The organism is Candidatus Sphingomonas phytovorans (genome assembly GCA_029202385.1).
Lineage (GTDB): Bacteria > Pseudomonadota > Alphaproteobacteria > Sphingomonadales > Sphingomonadaceae > Sphingomonas > Sphingomonas phytovorans.
In genome coordinates this window covers 5,326,206-5,342,941 of record CP119314.1, presented here as the reverse complement: position 1 = coordinate 5,342,941, position 16,736 = coordinate 5,326,206, and the positions used below count along the sequence as shown (strand labels likewise).

15 protein-coding genes and 1 pseudogene are annotated in these 16,736 nt (G+C 66.8%); 8 read left to right on the top strand and 8 right to left on the bottom strand.

Going from position 1 to position 16,736, the window contains the following annotated elements; translation table 11 throughout:
• Window positions 1-152 precede the first annotated feature (152 nt).
• Window positions 153-2,354: a catalase/peroxidase HPI gene (gene katG / locus P0Y59_24625; GenBank protein WEK00040.1), complete on the bottom strand. Its 2,202-nt coding sequence runs from the start codon at window positions 2,352-2,354 to the stop codon at window positions 153-155.
• Window positions 2,355-2,548: 194 nt separating this feature from the next.
• On the opposite strand from katG, the gene P0Y59_24620 reads away from it, so the two are divergent.
• From P0Y59_24620 to P0Y59_24610, 3 genes are all read left to right on the top strand, one after another.
• Window positions 2,549-3,874, top strand: a complete 1,326-nt coding sequence (locus tag P0Y59_24620; GenBank protein ID WEK00039.1) for a sorbosone dehydrogenase family protein — start codon at window positions 2,549-2,551, stop codon at window positions 3,872-3,874.
• A gap of 300 nt (window positions 3,875-4,174) precedes the next feature.
• Window positions 4,175-4,660, top strand: coding sequence for a hypothetical protein (locus P0Y59_24615; protein WEK00038.1), 486 nt, complete (start codon window positions 4,175-4,177; stop codon window positions 4,658-4,660).
• 69 nt (window positions 4,661-4,729) lie between these two features.
• Window positions 4,730-5,197 (top strand): acetyltransferase, encoded by a 468-nt coding sequence (locus tag P0Y59_24610; GenBank protein WEK00037.1) that lies wholly within the window; start codon window positions 4,730-4,732, stop codon window positions 5,195-5,197.
• On the opposite strand, the gene P0Y59_24605 is transcribed toward P0Y59_24610, so the two are convergent.
• On the bottom strand, window positions 5,190-5,492 hold the full coding sequence (locus tag P0Y59_24605; GenBank protein WEK00036.1) for a polyhydroxyalkanoic acid system family protein: 303 nt from the start codon (window positions 5,490-5,492) through the stop codon (window positions 5,190-5,192). The two genes, P0Y59_24610 and P0Y59_24605, sit on opposite strands and share 8 nt — an antisense overlap.
• Before the next feature lie 10 nt (window positions 5,493-5,502).
• Window positions 5,503-5,922, bottom strand: coding sequence for a VOC family protein (locus P0Y59_24600; GenBank protein ID WEK00035.1), 420 nt, complete (start codon window positions 5,920-5,922; stop codon window positions 5,503-5,505).
• 203 nt (window positions 5,923-6,125) lie between these two features.
• Here P0Y59_24600 and lnt point away from each other — a divergent pair, with 203 nt between their 5' ends.
• From lnt to P0Y59_24585, 3 genes and pseudogenes are all read left to right on the top strand, one after another.
• The gene (gene lnt / locus P0Y59_24595; GenBank protein WEK02676.1) at window positions 6,126-7,682 is read left to right on the top strand and encodes an apolipoprotein N-acyltransferase; all 1,557 of its coding nucleotides are present in this window, start codon (window positions 6,126-6,128) and stop codon (window positions 7,680-7,682) included.
• Between the two features lie 72 nt (window positions 7,683-7,754).
• Window positions 7,755-8,973, top strand: a pseudogene (gene metK / locus P0Y59_24590) (methionine adenosyltransferase).
• Between the two features lie 103 nt (window positions 8,974-9,076).
• Window positions 9,077-9,757, top strand: coding sequence for a tRNA (guanine(46)-N(7))-methyltransferase TrmB (locus P0Y59_24585; protein WEK00034.1), 681 nt, complete (start codon window positions 9,077-9,079; stop codon window positions 9,755-9,757).
• On the opposite strand, the gene P0Y59_24580 is transcribed toward P0Y59_24585, so the two are convergent.
• From P0Y59_24580 to P0Y59_24570, 3 genes are all read right to left on the bottom strand, one after another.
• Window positions 9,758-10,453 carry a PilZ domain-containing protein gene (locus tag P0Y59_24580; GenBank protein WEK00033.1) on the bottom strand — a complete coding sequence of 232 codons (696 nt, stop codon included), beginning with the start codon at window positions 10,451-10,453 and terminating at the stop codon, window positions 9,758-9,760. It lies immediately after the preceding gene.
• 243 nt (window positions 10,454-10,696) lie between these two features.
• Window positions 10,697-10,957 (bottom strand): YjhX family toxin, encoded by a 261-nt coding sequence (locus P0Y59_24575; protein WEK00032.1) that lies wholly within the window; start codon window positions 10,955-10,957, stop codon window positions 10,697-10,699.
• 173 nt (window positions 10,958-11,130) lie between these two features.
• The gene (locus tag P0Y59_24570) at window positions 11,131-12,264 is read right to left on the bottom strand and encodes a GNAT family N-acetyltransferase (protein WEK00031.1); all 1,134 of its coding nucleotides are present in this window, start codon (window positions 12,262-12,264) and stop codon (window positions 11,131-11,133) included.
• A gap of 79 nt (window positions 12,265-12,343) precedes the next feature.
• Here P0Y59_24570 and P0Y59_24565 point away from each other — a divergent pair, with 79 nt between their 5' ends.
• Complete coding sequence (locus tag P0Y59_24565; GenBank protein WEK00030.1) at window positions 12,344-12,805, top strand: DUF2721 domain-containing protein; 462 nt, start codon at window positions 12,344-12,346, stop codon at window positions 12,803-12,805.
• Between the two features lie 32 nt (window positions 12,806-12,837).
• Window positions 12,838-13,209, top strand: a complete 372-nt coding sequence (locus tag P0Y59_24560) for a DUF4345 domain-containing protein (protein WEK00029.1) — start codon at window positions 12,838-12,840, stop codon at window positions 13,207-13,209.
• Window positions 13,210-13,253: 44 nt separating this feature from the next.
• On the opposite strand, the gene P0Y59_24555 is transcribed toward P0Y59_24560, so the two are convergent.
• Window positions 13,254-14,867, bottom strand: coding sequence for an amidase (locus tag P0Y59_24555; GenBank protein WEK00028.1), 1,614 nt, complete (start codon window positions 14,865-14,867; stop codon window positions 13,254-13,256).
• Window positions 14,868-14,967: 100 nt separating this feature from the next.
• Window positions 14,968-16,719, bottom strand: a complete 1,752-nt coding sequence (locus P0Y59_24550; protein WEK00027.1) for a chloride channel protein — start codon at window positions 16,717-16,719, stop codon at window positions 14,968-14,970.
• Window positions 16,720-16,736 lie beyond the last annotated feature (17 nt).

Sequence of the window (16,736 nt, the reverse complement as noted above, 5' to 3'; positions counted from 1 at the left end):
TGGGATGCGGTAGGACGCATCCCATGGACGACAATGCGACGATGTCTTTTCTTTAAACGCGACAGTCCCGAACGCTCTTTTTTCGGCAACGAACCAGGCGATCGCAAATGGATGGCCCCCGACGCTTGCCGCGCCGGGGGCCATCAGCGAGTTCACGCCAGATCGAACCGATCAGCGTCCATCACCTTCGTCCATGCCTTCACAAAGGCATCAACGAACGCCTTGCCCGCATCATCGGTGGCATAAGCCTCCGACAGCGCGCGGAGCTGCGAGTTCGACCCGAAGACCAGGTCGACCCGGCTGCCGGTCCATTTCTGCGCACCCGTCGCACGATCATGCGCCGCGAAGACGCCATCGCCCGATGCCGTCCACTTCATCGTCATGCTCGTCTTCAGCAGGTTGACGAAGAAGTCGTTGGTCAGGGTTTCGGGACGGTCGGTGAAGACACCCAGCGGCGATCCGCCATGATTAGCCCCCAGCACGCGCAGGCCGCCGACCAGTACGGTCATCTCCGGCGCGGTCAGAGTGAGCAGATGGGCGCGATCGACCAGCAGTTCCTCGGCCGAATAGGCCGAATTCTCGCCGACATAGTTGCGGAAGCCATCGACCTTCGGTTCGAGCGGGTCGAAGCTGCCGGCGTCGGTCTGACCGGCCGTGGCGTCGGTGCGACCCGGGGTGAAGGGCACGGTCACCTCATGGCCGGCCTTCTTCGCCGCCGCCTCTACCGCCGCCGCGCCGCCGAGCACGATCAGGTCAGCGAGCGACACCTTCCGGCCGTTGCCACCCTCGGTGCCGTTGAACGCCGCCTGGATCTCCCCGAGCTTCGCCAGCGCGCCGGCCAGTTCGGCCGGCTCGTTCACCGCCCAGTCCTTTTGCGGAGCAAGGCGGATACGCGCGCCGTTGGCGCCACCGCGCATGTCCGATCCGCGATAGGTCGAGGCCGAGGCCCAGGCCGTCTTCACCAGCCGCGAGATCGACAGGCCGGAATCGAGGATCTTCGCCTTGAGCGAGGCGATATCCGCCGAGTCGATCAGCGGATGATCCACCGCCGGAACCGGGTCCTGCCAGAGGCGCGGCTCGGCCGGGACTTCCGGACCGAGCAGGCGGTTATGCGGGCCCATGTCGCGGTGAGTCAGCTTGTACCACGCCTCGGCGAAAGCCTTGGCGAACTGGTCCGGATTCTCGTGGAAGCGCTTCGAGATCTTGCCATATTCCGGGTCGAGGCGGAGCGCGAGGTCGGTCGTCAGCATGGTCGGCCGGTGGCGCTTCGACGGGTCATGCGCGTCGGGCACCGTCTCGGCGGCATCCTTGGCGACCCATTGCTGCGCGCCGGCGGGGCTGCGAGTCAGTTCCCATTCGTGCGCGAACAGGTGATCGAAGAAGCCGTTGCCCCATTTGGTCGGCGTGTCGGTCCAGGTGACCTCAAGCCCCGAGGTGATGGTGTCCCCGGCATTGCCGGTGCCATAGCTGTTCGCCCAGCCGAGCCCCTGGAGCTCGATGCCGGCACCCTCGGGCTCAGGGCCGACATATTGATCGGGCACTGCCGCGCCATGGGTCTTGCCGAAGGTGTGGCCACCGGCGATCAGCGCGACGGTCTCCTCGTCGTTCATCGCCATGCGCGCGAAGGTCTCGCGGATATCGCGGGCCGACGCGAGCGGATCGGGGTTGCCGTTCGGCCCCTCCGGATTGACGTAGATGAGGCCCATCTGGACGGCGGCCAGCGGATTGGCGAGATCGCGTTCGCCGCTGTAGCGCTTGTCCCCGCCAAGCCATTCGCGCTCGGGGCCCCAGTTGATGTCCCGCTCCGGCTCCCACACGTCGACGCGGCCGCCGGCGAACCCGGCAGTTTCGAAGCCCATCGATTCGAGCGCGCAGTTGCCGGCGAGAACCAGCAGATCGGCCCAGGAGAGGCTGCGGCCATATTTCTGCTTGATCGGCCAGAGCAGGTGGCGGGCCTTGTCGAGATTGGCATTGTCCGGCCAGCTGTTGAGCGGCGCGAAACGCTGCGTGCCCGAGCCTGCCCCGCCGCGGCCGTCGCCGATTCGATAGGTGCCGGCGCTGTGCCACGCCATGCGGATGAACAGCGGGCCGTAATGGCCGAAATCGGCCGGCCACCAATCCTGCGATTCAGTCATCAGCGCAAAGATGTCGGCCTTGACCGCCGCTAGGTCGAGGCCCTTGAACGCCTCTGCATAGTCGAACGCCTCGCCCAGCGGATCGCCCGCGGGAGGATTCTGGTGCAGCACCGTCAGATCGAGCTGGTTGGGCCACCACAGCCGGTTGGTCATCTCGAACAGGACAGCGGCGCCGTCGACACGGCCCCCGTCCATCGGGCATTTCGCTTGCTCGTTCATGGCGTCTCCAATGCTGTTTCTGCTTGTAGCGGCGCAGACTATGTCACCCCCACCCTGATCGATGAAACGGATTAATCCGCACGCTCTGATCGAACGAGTGATTTTTGCGGCAAGCGTTTCCGGTAACCGGGACGAAACCCCGCTCGGCGACGCCGGCTCTTCCTTTAGCCCTCCCGCTGGCGTAACCTTATCTCATGCGCAAACACATCCTCATCATCACCGGGATCCTCATCGTCGCGGCGATCGCCTTCTGGTTCTGGCTTCGCCAGCCCGATGTCGCTCAACTGAAGGTGGAGGCGGTGATGGGCGCCCGGCCCGAGATCACGCCGCCGCGGGTGCAGAGTTTCCCGACGATCCAGGTCGCCGATGCGGTCGGCTGGGCGCAGGGGGCGGCGCCGACGCCAGCCCCCGGCCTGGCGGTGAAGGCGTTCGCACGCGGGCTCGATCATCCGCGCTGGCTCTATCGCCTGCCCAATGGCGACGTGCTGGTCGCCGAGACCAATTCGCCGCCGCGCAAGGGCGGCGGCATCGCCGGCCGGGTGATGGGCTATCTGATGGGCCGGGCCGGTGCCGGCGTGCCCTCAGCCAACCGGATCACCCTGCTGCGCGACGCGGACGGCGACGGCGTGGCGGAGACCCGCACGACCTTCCTGTCGGGCCTCAACTCACCCTTCGGCATGGCGCTGATGGGGGGCTATCTCTATATCGGCAACACCGACGCTGTGGTCCGCGTGCCGTACAAGGACGGCGAGACTCAGATCGCCGCCAAGCCGGAGACCGTGGTCAAGCTGAACCCGGGCGGCAACCACTGGGCGCGCAACGTGATCGCCAATCCCGACGGCAAGACGCTGTACGTGACGGTCGGATCGTCGAGCAACATCGCCGAAAACGGCATGGAGGCGGAGAAATTCCGCGCCAACATCCTGCAGGTCTATCCCGAGGCGAAGACCTTCCGCATCTACGCATCCGGCCTGCGCAACCCCAACGGCCTGGCGTTCGAGCCGCATTCGGGCGGACTGTGGGTGACCGTCAACGAGCGCGACATGCTCGGATCGGACCTCGCGCCCGATTATATGAGCCAGGTCGAGTTCGGCGACCAGTTCGGCTGGCCCTGGTATTATTGGGGCGGCTATCCCGACAATCGGGTCGAGCCGGGCAATCCCGCCCTCCAGCAATATTCGAAGCGCCCGGATTATGCGCTGGGCGCGCATACCGCCTCGCTCGGCATCACCTTCGCGGGCGATGCGAAGCTGGGCCCGCAATTCGCGAACGGCGCGTTCGTCGGCCAGCATGGATCGTGGAACCGCTACCCCGTCTCAGGCTACAAGGTGATCTTCGTGCCGTTCGGCGACAACGGCTTTCCGCTGAAAGGCGCGAAGCCGGTCGATGTGCTGACCGGCTTCCTCGACAAGGACGGCAAGGCGCAGGGCCGCCCGGTCGGCGTGATCACCGACAGGACCGGCGGCCTGCTGGTGGCTGACGATGTCGGCAACGTGATCTGGCGGGTGGCGGCAAAATAAGGCGGCGATGAACCGTCGCGATAAAGGGTGACGGATCGGAAAGTTTCGGGCTGCGGCCGGTTCCCCCCGAAACCGCCGCAGCCCGTGTCGCGTGTCCGCGGCTTGCGCCGCCCGCGCTCCTTCCCAACTTCGCTGGCCAAAACTCCCTGGCCAAAATATCTCGGCTCAAACCATTGAGGTCGAACCAGATCGGACCATCGTATAGCTTCCGTGACGCTGGCCGATAGTTTAGGGGAAAAAGATGCTACCCATTCCGGGTAGCGGGGCCGTCCCGGCCATGTCACCGGAAGGGGCAAGCCGATGAGCGAACGTGTCGTCACCAACCCGTCGAAGATGGGAGAGAATTGGCGCGTCGCCGTGTGCTCGCTGATGAACCTGTTCCTGACGATGCACCGCACGCTGGCCGCGGCTACGCCGGTCGGGCCGACCGAATTGCTGATCTACACGACCGTCTCGGTCGCCAATGTCCAGCGACTGATGCGCGAGCGGACCATCCCCGAGCATCTGGCCGGCACCGAGATCCTGCCGCGCGAATGGGTCGTGCCGATCTCACGCAATGCGATCGCCACGGCGAGCGGGCTGCCGCGCGAGACGGTGCGCCGTCATGTCGCGCGGATGATCGAAAACGGCCTGTTGATCGAGGATGTGCGCGGCGGGGTCACCCTGCCGATCGGCGTCATCCAGGATCGCGGGCTCGAGCCGTTCCTCGAGGGCATGCTCACCAATTTCGCGCGCGGCACCGAGGAACTGTTGCGGACCGGGGTAATCCGGATCGAGAACGATTAAGCGTTCGATTACCGCGTTTTCCGGGCCGCCGGCTGTTCCGGCCGCTTCGAAATCGCTAAGGGGCCGCCAATGCCCCATATACGCGAATCGAGGCCCGGGGATGGCGACCGGATCGTCGCGATCTGGCGCGCCGCCGTCGAGGCCACCCACGACTTCCTGACCCCGGACGACCTCGAGGCGATCGACTCGATGGTGCGCGTGTTCCTGCCCGGCGCGGCACTATGGCTCGCGGTTGACGAAGACGACCGGCCGATCGGGTTCATGGGCTTGGGCAAGGACCATATGGATTCGCTCTTCATCGATCCGGCTTTCCGCGCGCAGGGAATCGGACGGGCGCTGGTCGCCCACGCGCTGACGCTGCATCCGACCCTGACCACTGACGTGAACGAGCAGAATGAACAGGCGGTCGGGTTCTACGAACGGCTTGGCTTCGTCCGGACCGGGCGGTCGCCGACTGACGACGAGGGGCGCCCCTATCCGCTGATTCACCTGCGGCTGGACACGCGCGCCCGGGCCAGGGCTTCCGGTTCTATTTAAGCAGCTTCCCGCCGCTCTCGGTCAGCTTCTCGCGGATCTTGCCGGCGAACAGCCGGAGCATCGGCGGCAGGTCGAAGGTCGCGTGGATGCGGGTCTCCATCACGTCCAGCCGGCTCGCGACTCGCTGGCCCATCGCCTCCACAGTGAAGACGAGCGTGTCGCCTTCCCAGCGATGCTCGGTCACCGCGCCGCCGGGCACGAAGGAGGCAAGCTTGCCGATCCCCTTCTCGATCCGCGCGCGCGCCGCGGCGAGGCCAAGCTTGTGGGGGATATCGACGCTGATCGGATCGTTCATTGCCTGCCCCCTAGCGCGCGAACAGCATGGCGTCGTCAGCGAACGCCTTGAATTCGAGCGCGTTGCCGCTTGGATCGCGAAAAAACATCGTCGCCTGTTCGCCCACCTGCCCCTTGAAGCGGACATGCGGCTCGATACCGAAGCCGATGCCCGCCGCCTTCACGCGTTCGGCGAGCGCTTCCCAGTCGGCCATCTCAAGCACCACGCCGAAATGCGGCACGGGCACGTCATGGCCATCGACCGCATTGGCCACGGCGACCGGCTTCGCCGCCGGATCGAGATGCGCGACGATCTGATGGCCGAACAGGTCGAAATCGACCCATCCCTCGGCACTGCGGCCCTCGGGGCACCCAAGCACGCCGCCGTAAAAGGCGCGCGCGGCGGGGATGTCGTGGACGGGGAAGGCAAGGTGGAAGGGGCGAAGGACCATGGGGGTGCAATAAACCCAATTCGCCATCCCCGTCACCCCGGATCACTCGGCGAAGCTCGGGACGGGCTTGTTCCGGGGTCCACCGTTCAGCATACGAGCCGCCGACGCACTTGCGGCCCGGTGGATGCCGGAACAAGTCCGGCATGACGGAAGTGAGGAAGGCCTTGCTCGACAATCAGGTTCAGGCATTGACGCGGATGGCGATGCGCCGCCCCGCCCTGCTCTCCCTCGCGCTCGGTGCGCTCTCCGCGACGGGTTTTGCGCCGCTCGACCTCTGGCCGGTGGCGCTCGCCTGCTTCGCGCTGTGGATGTGGCTGATCCACGAAGCGCCCGGCCTCAGGTCGGCGCTGCTGCGTGGCTGGCTGTTCGGCGCCGGCCACTTCGCGGTGGGCAACAGCTGGCTGCAGCACCCCTTCCTCTATCAGGATGCCATGCCGCACTGGCTCGGCTATGTCGGCGTCCTGCTGGCGGCGTTCTATCTCGCCCTCTATCCGATGCTCGCCGCCGGCCTTGCCTGGCGGCTCGCCAGCCCGCGCGCGGCGGGCCATGCCGGGACCCGGCCGGGCCTCGCCTATCTCCTGGTGTTCGGCGCGGCCTGGATCGTCACCGAATGGCTGCGCGCGACGATGCTCAGCGGCTATCCGTGGAACCCGCTCGGCGTGATCTGGGTGCCGGTGATCGGCATCGCGCGGATCGCGGCATGGACCGGCACCTATGCGCTGTCCGGCCTGACCATCGTGATCGCCGGGATGCCGATCCTCGCGGCCGGGCGACGCTGGCCTGCGCCGGCGGCGACCTTCGCGATCCTTGCCCTGCTTGCCCTGTCCGGCATCCATCGCGAAGCCGCGCCCATCTCGCGCTCCGACGACGGGCCCCGTGTCCGCGTCGTGCAGCCGAATCTGGACGAGGAGGAACGCCCGACCCCCGATTATGCGGAGAACAGCCTGCGCGCGCTCGAATCGCTGGCCGGCACGCCCGGCGCGCATCCGCGGTTGATCGTCTGGCCGGAAGGCGCGCTGCGCTTCTTCATCGAGGACGGCTATCCGATCGACTATTACTGGAACGGCTCACCCGTCGCCATCCGCCGGCGGATCGCCGCCCTGCTCGGCCCGCGCGACCTGGTGCTGACCGGCGGGAACGCGCTTCGGTTCGACGACACAGGCACCCTGACGGCCGGGACCAATTCGATCTTCGCCATCGATGCGAAGGCAGCGATCCTGGCCCGCTACGACAAGGCGCATCTGGTGCCGTTCGGGGAATATCTGCCGCTCAGGCCGTTGTTCACCATGGTCGGGCTGCAACGGCTGGTGCCGGGCGACATCGATTTCGCCCCCGGGCCGAAGCCGCGCACCATCGCCCTGCCCGGCTTCGGCGATGTCGGCATGAACATCTGCTACGAGATCGTCTTTTCCGGCCAGGTGATCGATCCGGCGCATCGGCCCGCGGTGATCTTCAATCCCTCGAACGATGCGTGGTTCGGCGCCTGGGGCCCGCCCCAGCACCTTGCCCAGGCACGGTTGCGCGCGATCGAGGAGGGCGTGCCGATCATCCGGTCGACGCCGACCGGCATCTCGGCGGTGATCGCCGCCGACGGCCGGCTGCTCGACAGCCTGCCCCTGCACAAGGCCGGTGCGATCGAGCTTCCCCTGCCGCAGGCGGGCGCACCAACGCTGTTCTCGCGCCTCGGCAACTGGATGGCGCTGCTTGTCGCGACGGCAATGCTGCTCTTGGCCGTTGCCTTCCGCCGGGTGGCTCGCTAGGGAGCACATATAAGGAAAGCTTTATATGCGGTTTCCGGATGCCTGGGGCCGCCCTAGCCAAGGGTAGACTTGATGCGCGCTTCGTTTCTCTTCACCTCCGAATCGGTCTCCGAGGGCCATCCCGACAAGGTCGCCGACCAGATTTCCGATGCAGTGGTCGACCTGTTCCTGTCCAAGGACCCCTATGCGCGCATCGCCTGCGAGACGCTGACCACGACCAACCGGGTCGTGCTCGCCGGTGAAATCCGCTGCAAGGGCGTGTTCGAGGATCACGAATGGGCCCCGGGCGCGAAGGAAGAGATCGAGGCGGCTGTCCGCGCTACGGTGAAACGGATCGGTTACGAGCAGAGCGGCTTCCACTGGGAGAATTTCTCGTTCGAAAACCACCTGCACGCCCAGTCCGCGCACATCGCGCAGGGCGTCGACGAGAGCGGCAACAAGGACGAGGGCGCCGGCGACCAGGGCATCATGTTCGGCTATGCGACCGACGAGACCCCCGACCTGCTGCCCGCGACCCTTTATTACTCGCACCGCATCCTCGAGAAGCTTGCGCATGACCGTCACAACAAGGTCGTGCCGTTCCTCGAGCCTGACGCGAAGAGCCAGGTGACGCTCGAATATCGCAACGAGGTTCCGGTCCGCGCGACCGCGCTGGTCGTCTCGACCCAGCACGCGCCGGGCTATTTCTACGACGGCAAGGAAGGCAATCCGGAACTCTACAAGGAGCTTCGCGACTATGTCGTCGGCGTGTTCAACGACGTCCTGCCGGAAGGTTTCGTTGACGCCGACACCAAGATCTACGTCAACCCGACCGGCCGTTTCGAAATCGGCGGCCCTGACGGCGACGCCGGCGTCACCGGCCGCAAGATCATCGTCGACACCTATGGCGGCGCAGCGCCGCACGGCGGCGGCGCCTTCTCGGGCAAGGATCCGACCAAGGTCGACCGCTCGGCAGCTTATGTCGCGCGCTACCTCGCGAAGAACGTCGTCGCCGCCGGCCTCGCCCGACCGCTGCACGATCCAGCTCAGCTACGCGATCGGCATCGCCGAGCCGCTGTCAGTCTATGTCGACACGCACGGCACCGGCACGGTTCCCGAAGCCAAGCTGGAAGAGGTGCTGCCGAAGCTGGTCCGCCTGACCCCCAAGGGCATCCGCGAGCATCTGAAGCTCAACGCCCCGATCTACCAGAAGACCGCCGCCTATGGCCATTTCGGCCGCAAGCCCGATGGCGATTTCTTCACCTGGGAAAAGACCGACCTGGTCGATGAGCTCAAGGCAGCTATCGCCTGAGCCATCCGGACAAGAGCAAGCGAAAAGGCGCGGTTCCTCACGGAGCCGCGCCTTTTTCGTTGAAGGCTTGCACCGAAGCCCCACGCGGCTATGGCCCCCGACGATGAACGATCCGACCACCATCCGCCGTCTCTATGGCCGACGCCAGGGGCATAAGCTGCGCCTTGGCCAGGCTGCCCTCGTCGAGGAATTGCTGCCGCGGATCAGCGTACCAGATAGTGGACCGATCGACGCGACGACCCTGTTCGGCGAAGAGCGTCCGCTAGAGGTCGAGATCGGCTTCGGTGCTGGCGAGCATCTCGCCGGACAGGCGGCGATGCGGCCCGGCACCGGGTTTATCGGGTGCGAACCCTTTCTCAACGGTGTGGTCGGCGCGCTCAACCATGTCCGCGATGGCGACCTGGAGAATGTCCGGCTGCACATGGGCGACGCGCTCGACGTGATCGAGCGCCTGCCCGATGAATCCCTCAACCGCGTCTATCTTCTCCACCCCGATCCATGGCGCAAGGCCCGCCACGCCAAGCGGCGGATGGTCAATCACGGTCCCCTCGACCTGATTGCGCGCAAGCTGAAGCCGGGCGCCGAATTCCGCCTTGGCACTGACGACCCCACCTATTGCCGCTGGTCGATGATGGTGATGAACGCCCGAACCGACTTCATCTGGCAGGCAAAGCACCCGCGCGATTTCCTGATCCGCCCCGACGACTGGCCCGAGACCCGGTACGAACGCAAGGCGCGGCGACAGGGCCATGAGGTCTGGTACTTCCGCTACCTCAGACCCTGATCAACCCGTCTGCGCGTCCGGCTTGTCGTCGGATGCGGCATCGCGGCGTTCCCGTGCCTGGGCCTGCATCGTCGGCACCCAGCGCGCCAGCGCCTCGAACGCGATCGGATTGTCGAACGCGATGCCGGCATGCTCCTTGTCGCACCAGCGCACCGAGCCCGCGATCGGGGGCAGGCCGTTGAGCATCAGGATCAGCTTCTCCCCTTTCTCAAGCGGCTCCCCGGGCGACACCCGCCCGCCCGCCTGCGAGATGTTGCAGAGGGTGACGGCATAGTAGCGCGCGCCGACGCGGATGCGCGCCTTGACGTCGATGCCCACGCGCGGCGCGCGCGGCTGCTGCGACGACGGCGCATAATCATGGTTGTCGGCGAGGATCTTCGCCGCATCCACCGGTTCGTCGAACTTGACGCCGGCCAGGCCGTCGCGACGCCAGAGTACCCGTCCCGAGACCGACTGGCCGGACTTGAATTCGGCGGTAACCAGCTCGCCAATGTTCAGTTCGGAGTAGATATGCGCCATCAGGCCGCCGGACGAAATATTGCGGACCAGGCACAGCTCCTCGCTGCGCGGCGTCTGCAGCTTGGCGACGCGCAGCACCGTTACATGACGCCTGGCCTGACGCCGCTCGTCGGATAGTGGCGGTCGGCTGGAGAAGGAGAACGTCGTCAATTCGCCGTCATCGAAATGATCCAGCATTGGGGGCACCTCTTACGAGCGATGTTTGTACAGCATCGCCAATAGCGTGACGGGTGGTGATCACCCCCCGCGCAGCAGCGCCCCTCCCGATCCGGACTATCGTTCATAGCCCCTGCGAAATCCTTAACATTACCTCCATTTCGGCGATAATTGTATGCAAGATCGAGCAAATGGCAGGGAGCCCGGCGCAGGACGCCGGGCTCCCGTTCAGCGTCGGGATCAACGCCTGGATCAACGCCAAGATCAACGATTGTCGAGCTGCGCCCTTACCGCCGCGAGCCCGAGACGGGTGACGCGATACGGCCCTCCGTCGAGGCTGGCGATCAGTCGCCGCCGCCTGAGCTTGCGGAACAACGGCATGGTGCAATCAGCCAGCACATAGCCGTCACGGGTGAAGCAATCGACCGCGACGATGCGGCTGCTCTCCTCGTCGCGCCGGTGGACGATCCGCCCACCCTGCGCCAGCGCGTGGAGCACGCGCTGTTCGTATTTCGAGATATTCATGGGAATGTCGGCCCCTGGAAAGGGGTTGAGGCCCGCACAGCCGACCGGCCCGCCTCCCCGAAGGAGCGCGGTCAGCGGCTGCGCACAACGCCTGGCCTCGGAACCTCAGGTTCCGATCAGGCGATCAGCGGGCGACAATCTCAGACATGAACCACTCCGAACTGGAGCGCCGCTCATAGGGCGGCCTGCGAACCCTCGTCAACCGCAGGCGCCGCGGGACGCTGGCCACTGCGTTCCCACATCCCGCGCAGCCCCCGTCCCAGCAAGGCGGGAAGGCCGGGCCGCACCAGCATCCAGTCGCGGATCGCCGGCCCCTGCTCAGCTCCCATCACGCGTTTGTAGCCACTGTCGCCCGCCCCCCAGTCGACGGTGTCGATTCCATCGGCCATCGCCCGGACGAGGTTCCGGTAATACAGCAGCTTGCCCGGCGACTGTTTGGCGAAGGCGGGATCATAGCTGTTGGCGATGGCGTATTTCAGCGTGCCGGCATTCACATCGAACGAAAACGCCGCCGGCGCCCCATCGACGGTGAGCAGTGCCGCCCACAGCATCTCCGCCAGGACCGGATCGCCGGTCGCGGCGCGCCAGAAGGCACCATGGCCACTCATGGTGAACTTGGCGTCGCGTCCGTCAGTGCGGGCGGCGATCCAGCTCTTCTCCTCGATCGTGGCCAATGAATCGAAGCCGCCGGCCGCCAGTTCGGCACCCCGCAGGAACCGCCAGTCGAGCACGCCATGCTCACCCAGATGTTTTTCATGATAGCGGTTCTTGCGCAGCGTCGAGGCGCGCGGCCAGCCGCCATCGGCCTGCGCCGCGACCATATCGAGGAGATAGCTGTCGGCGACGAAGCGATCGAGCGTCACCCAGCCCCTGCCCCGTGCGGTTGCGAGCAACGGCTGGAGCGCAGGATCGCCATCGCAGACCGGCCCGATACGGAGCGCGTTCACTTCCTGGCCAAGCCGGTCGAGCAGCGCCTCGAACGCGCCGTCGCCGGCATCGACGCTCACCGGAAAGCTGCGGAAGGGCCAATAACAGCCGGGCACCGCGGCAAGCCGGGCCGCCGCCGGGCCGAAGCGGACCATTGGCAGCGCGATCACCGCATCACCGTCACGCTCGACCAGGATCGTTCGGGCCGATCCGCCATAGGCTGCGAGCGCGGCGGCGAACCATTGATAGCGCAGGAAGCGATGCGTTTCGGGCGCTGCCTGGGCGACGAGATCAATCGCGCCGGACAGACCATCGAGCACGAAGGCGCGCGTCGCCGGTGGCAGGCGCGTGAATTCGGCGAGCAGCATCGGCTTCGTCATGGCCCGGGTGTTAGCCGCCATCGGTTACCATCCGGTTCGCGCTTGACCATCCCGTCGCGCAGCCGCCACAGTCCCTCGCGTGGAATATTCGCCCGCCGTCACGACGATCGCCCAGACGATCCAGCTCTCGCTCTCGCCCGTCTTCATGCTGGCCGGCATCGGCGCATTGCTCAACGTGCTGGCGGGCCGCCTGTCGCGCGTGGTCGACCGCGCGCGGGCGGTGGAGGCGCTTCATCCCCGCTCGACCGGCCCTGAGCATGACCGGCACGTCTGGGAGTTGCGCCTGCTCGACAAGCGCATGTCGGTCATCAACGCCGCGCTGGTGATGGCGGTGTCGAGCGCGGTCATGACCTGCCTCGTCGTCGCGCTGCTGTTCGTTGCCGAACTGGCGCGGCTGCACATCGGCACCGTCGTCGCGCTGTCCTTCATCCTCGCGATGATCCTGCTGATCGCCGCGCTGGCCGCCTTCCTGATCGAAGTGCGCATGTCGCTCCGCGCGATCCATATCAGGCCCGAGCTGCTCGAAAAGGACCGGCGCTGAACATCGCCGTCGAGAAGCGGCTGCTCCAGGCGGTGGTGGCGATCGCCTGCCTGGTGCCGCTGATCGCCGGCGGGCAGAGCATCCTTCGCGGCCCGGGCTTTCTCGGCCATCCACCCGTGATCCCGACCGATCTCGACAGCCATTTCCGCTATATCTCCGGCATCTTCTTCGCGGTGGGCATTGCGTTCGCCACCTGCGTGCCGGGGATCGAGGCGAAAGGCCCGCGTTTCCGCCTGCTCGGCGCGCTGGTGATCGCGGGCGGGCTCTCGCGGCTGGTCTCGCTGATCGCGGTCGGCGTGCCCTCGACGGGACACCTGTTCGGGCTGACGATGGAACTCGGCGTCGTACCGCTGCTGCTGCTGTGGCAGGCGGGCTTCGCGAAAAGGTGGGGTGCTCCAACCTGATCTATCTTCCCCGGCAAAGGTCGGGGGAAAAAACAAATGAGCCGTTACTGCCTCCCCTCCAGCCCCGGCCCCACATCAGCCACCGGCGGATATCGCGGCGCGACCCGCGCATGGCTCGCCTGCTCATAGGCATAACCTGCATTCAGCACTGCCTGATCGCCATGGGCCGTCGCGATGAAGGACAGGCCGACCGGCAGGCCCTTCACCAGCCCCATCGGCACGGTCAGGTGCGGATAGCCGGCGATCGCCGGCAGGTCGCTCGCGCTCGGGCCGGTGAAATGATCGCCCGACACGCTGTCGCTCAGCCAGGGCAGGCCATAGGTCGGCTCGACCAGGATCGTCGCGTTCGCCTTTGCCAGCATCGCATCGATCCCCTCGGCCCCGGCCAAACGCAATGATTTCGCGCGCGCGCCGAGATATTCGGCATCGGCGAGGCCCCGCGTCTTCGCCGCGTCGAGGAAGAGCTCCTGCCCGAAGAACGGCATCTCGGCCGCCCTGTTCGCCTCGTTGAACGCAATCACCTGATCGAGCGTCCGCGTCGTCACCGCCTTTGGCGTCGTCGCGAGATAGGCGTCGAGGTCAGCCTTCAGCTCGACCTTCAGCACCTCGAATTCGGCTTCCCCCATGCCGTCGAGCTTCGGCTTCTCGACGTCGACCAGCACTGCGCCGGCCGCCTTCAATATCGCGAGCGCTGCCTCGAACGTCGCCTTAAGCCGCGCCGGCATATCCGGCCGCAGCACCGCCACGCGCAGCCCCTTCAGCGAGTCCGCCGACAGGCCAGCGGCGAAATCGCGCTTGTACTTCGCCGCGTCCTTCGTCGCAGCATCCGCTGGATCCGGCGCGACCATGGTCGAAAACAGGATCGCGACATCCTTCACGGACCGCCCCATCGGCCCCGGCGTATCCTGGCTGTGGCTGATCGGCACGACATGAGTGCGGCTGACCATGCCGATCGTCGGCTTGAGCCCGACCAGCCCGTTCATCGCGGAAGGGCAGACCACCGACCCGTCGGTCTCGGTGCCGATCGCCACCGCCGCGAAATTCGCCGCGATCGCCGCGCCCGACCCGCTGGACGAGCCGCAGGAACTCCGGTCGAGCGCATAGGGATTGCGCACCAGGCCGCCGACCGCGCTCCACCCGCTTATCGATCTGGTCGAGCGGATGTTCGCCCATTCCGAGAGGTTGGTCTTGCCGAGGATCACCGCCCCGCCCTTGCGCAGTTCAGCCACCACCGGCGCGTCGCGGCCGGTGATATTGTCCTTGAGCGCAAGACTGCCGGCGGTGGTGGCGATGGGATCGCTGGTCTCGATATTGTCCTTGATCAGGACCGGAATGCCGTCAAGCGAACCGAGCAGCCGGCCGACCTTGCGCCGGGCGTCGCTTGCCCGCGCCTGGGCAATCGCATCGGGGTTAATCGCGATGATAGCGCGCAGCGCCGGTCCGCTTCGATCCATCGTCCGGATGCGGGCGAGATACGCGCCGGTGATGGCTTCGCTCGACCTGCCCGGCGCGCCGCTCGCCATCGCCGCCTGGAGCTGGTCGATCGACTGTTCCCCGAAAGTCGATTTGACGCGTGCCGGGGATGCAAGCACGACACTCGACAACAGGGTCGCCGACAACAGGACGGCCGACAACGAAACGACAGCGAAGACGCGCATCGGATTCCCCTTTTCCGGACGACCAGAGACCTGACCGCACCAGCCCGAACATGCGGCAGCGCTTCTCGCGGAACAAGCGGGCGGAGCGGCGCAAGCGCGCCTACTCGCCGAACAGATCGCGCTGTCCCTTTTCCAGCTCCTCGGCATAGCGCCGCCGAACGAACTTCTCCGACAGCACGCCCAGCACGACCCCGTCGGGGCCCACCACGGCAAGCTCGTCGACCTGATCGGCATCGAACCGCGCCATGATCGCCACGATGTCAGCATCGGGCGCGAGCGGGGCTGACGGGACCGGCACCAGCGACGCCACCGGCGCACGCTCGTCCACGCCATCGGCATAGGCAATGGCCGGCACGACGATCCCGGCATAGCCGCCGTCAGGCCCGACCAGCACGGCCCGGCTGGCCGACCCGAGCGGGAAGCGCCGGCGGAACTCGGCGATGCCGATATCGGCCGGCGTCGCCTGCGTCTCCCGCCGCATCATCCGCCCCGCGGTCAGCGTCCTGACCCAGCCCACGTCGCGCGCGCTCTTGATCGTCTCGCCGCGCAGATGGAGCCGCCAGGTGGAGAAGGAATAGCCGAAGCGTGCCCGCACGATCGTGCTCGCGACGAGCGAGGCAGCGACCACCGCACCGGTCAGGAAAAAGTCGTGGGTCGCCTCAAGCACGAGCATCGCGACCGTCATCGGCCCGCCAACGACCGCCACCGCCAGCGCTGCCATGCCGACCACCGCCGCATCGTCCTGGACCAGAAGCGGGTGTCCGGCGACCTGGCCGAGCAGGCCGGCGAACAGATGGCCGACCAGGGTACCGATGAACAGCGAAGCGAAGAACAGGCCGCCGCGAAAGCCGAAGCCGAGCGACACGATCGAGGCCAGGCATTTCGCGGCCAGCACCAGCGCGATCAGCGACAAAGGGAAGCCGATCGCCAGATCGAGGTGCAGCGCGCCATGTCCCGACGACAATACCTGCGGCGACACCATCGCGATCGGAATCAGCAACGCCCCGCCGATCGCCGGCCGGATATGGCCGGGCAGCCGCAGCGTGCGCGTGCCCGCCTCGACAAGCGCGACGGCGCGCATCAGCCCGATGCCGAGCACGGCGCACAACGCGCCGAGCAGCGCGTAGAGCAGATAATCGACCGTCGGGACCGAAACATGCGTGGTGGTCGAGACGATATAGGGCGCGATGCCCACCGCCTGCGACAGGCTCGCACCGGCCAGCGCCGCCGCCGCGACCGGCGCGATGGCCGATGGCGTATAGGCGCCGATGACGATCTCGAACGCGTAGAAGGCGCCGGCCAGCGGGGCGCCGAACGCAGCGGCGATCCCGGCGCCCGCCCCGGCGCCCACCAGCGTGCGCAGATCGGCGCGGCGCAACCTCAGCGCCCCGCCCGCCACCGATCCCACCGCGCCGCCAAGCTGGGCATAGCCAGCCTCAAGCCCGACCGACGCGCCGAAGCCGTTGGAGATCACCGTCTGGCCGGAAATGACCAGGCTGTCGGCCATCGACATATGCCCGCCGTGAAGCGCGTTCGCCTCGACCGCGTCGACCATCGCCCGCTTCCGGGCGCGGGTGAGCCAGGTGAACCCGGCCAGCACCAGGCCGCCGAGCGGCAGCATCAGCAATTGCAGCGGACCGAGGGAGGTCAGGCTGCTCAGGCTCGTCATCGTCGGCAGCCGGAACAGCAGGTGCTGCAACGTCCGCGCGATTCCACCGAGGATGACGGTGAGAAGCCCGGCCGCGCCGCCGACGGCGATGGCAAGCACGATGAACCAGGCTTCGCTCGACCGGAATCTCCGGCGCAGACGCGCGAACCAGGTCAGCGCGATCAGACGGGGATGAAGCGACATCGCGCATCGCCTTGCGC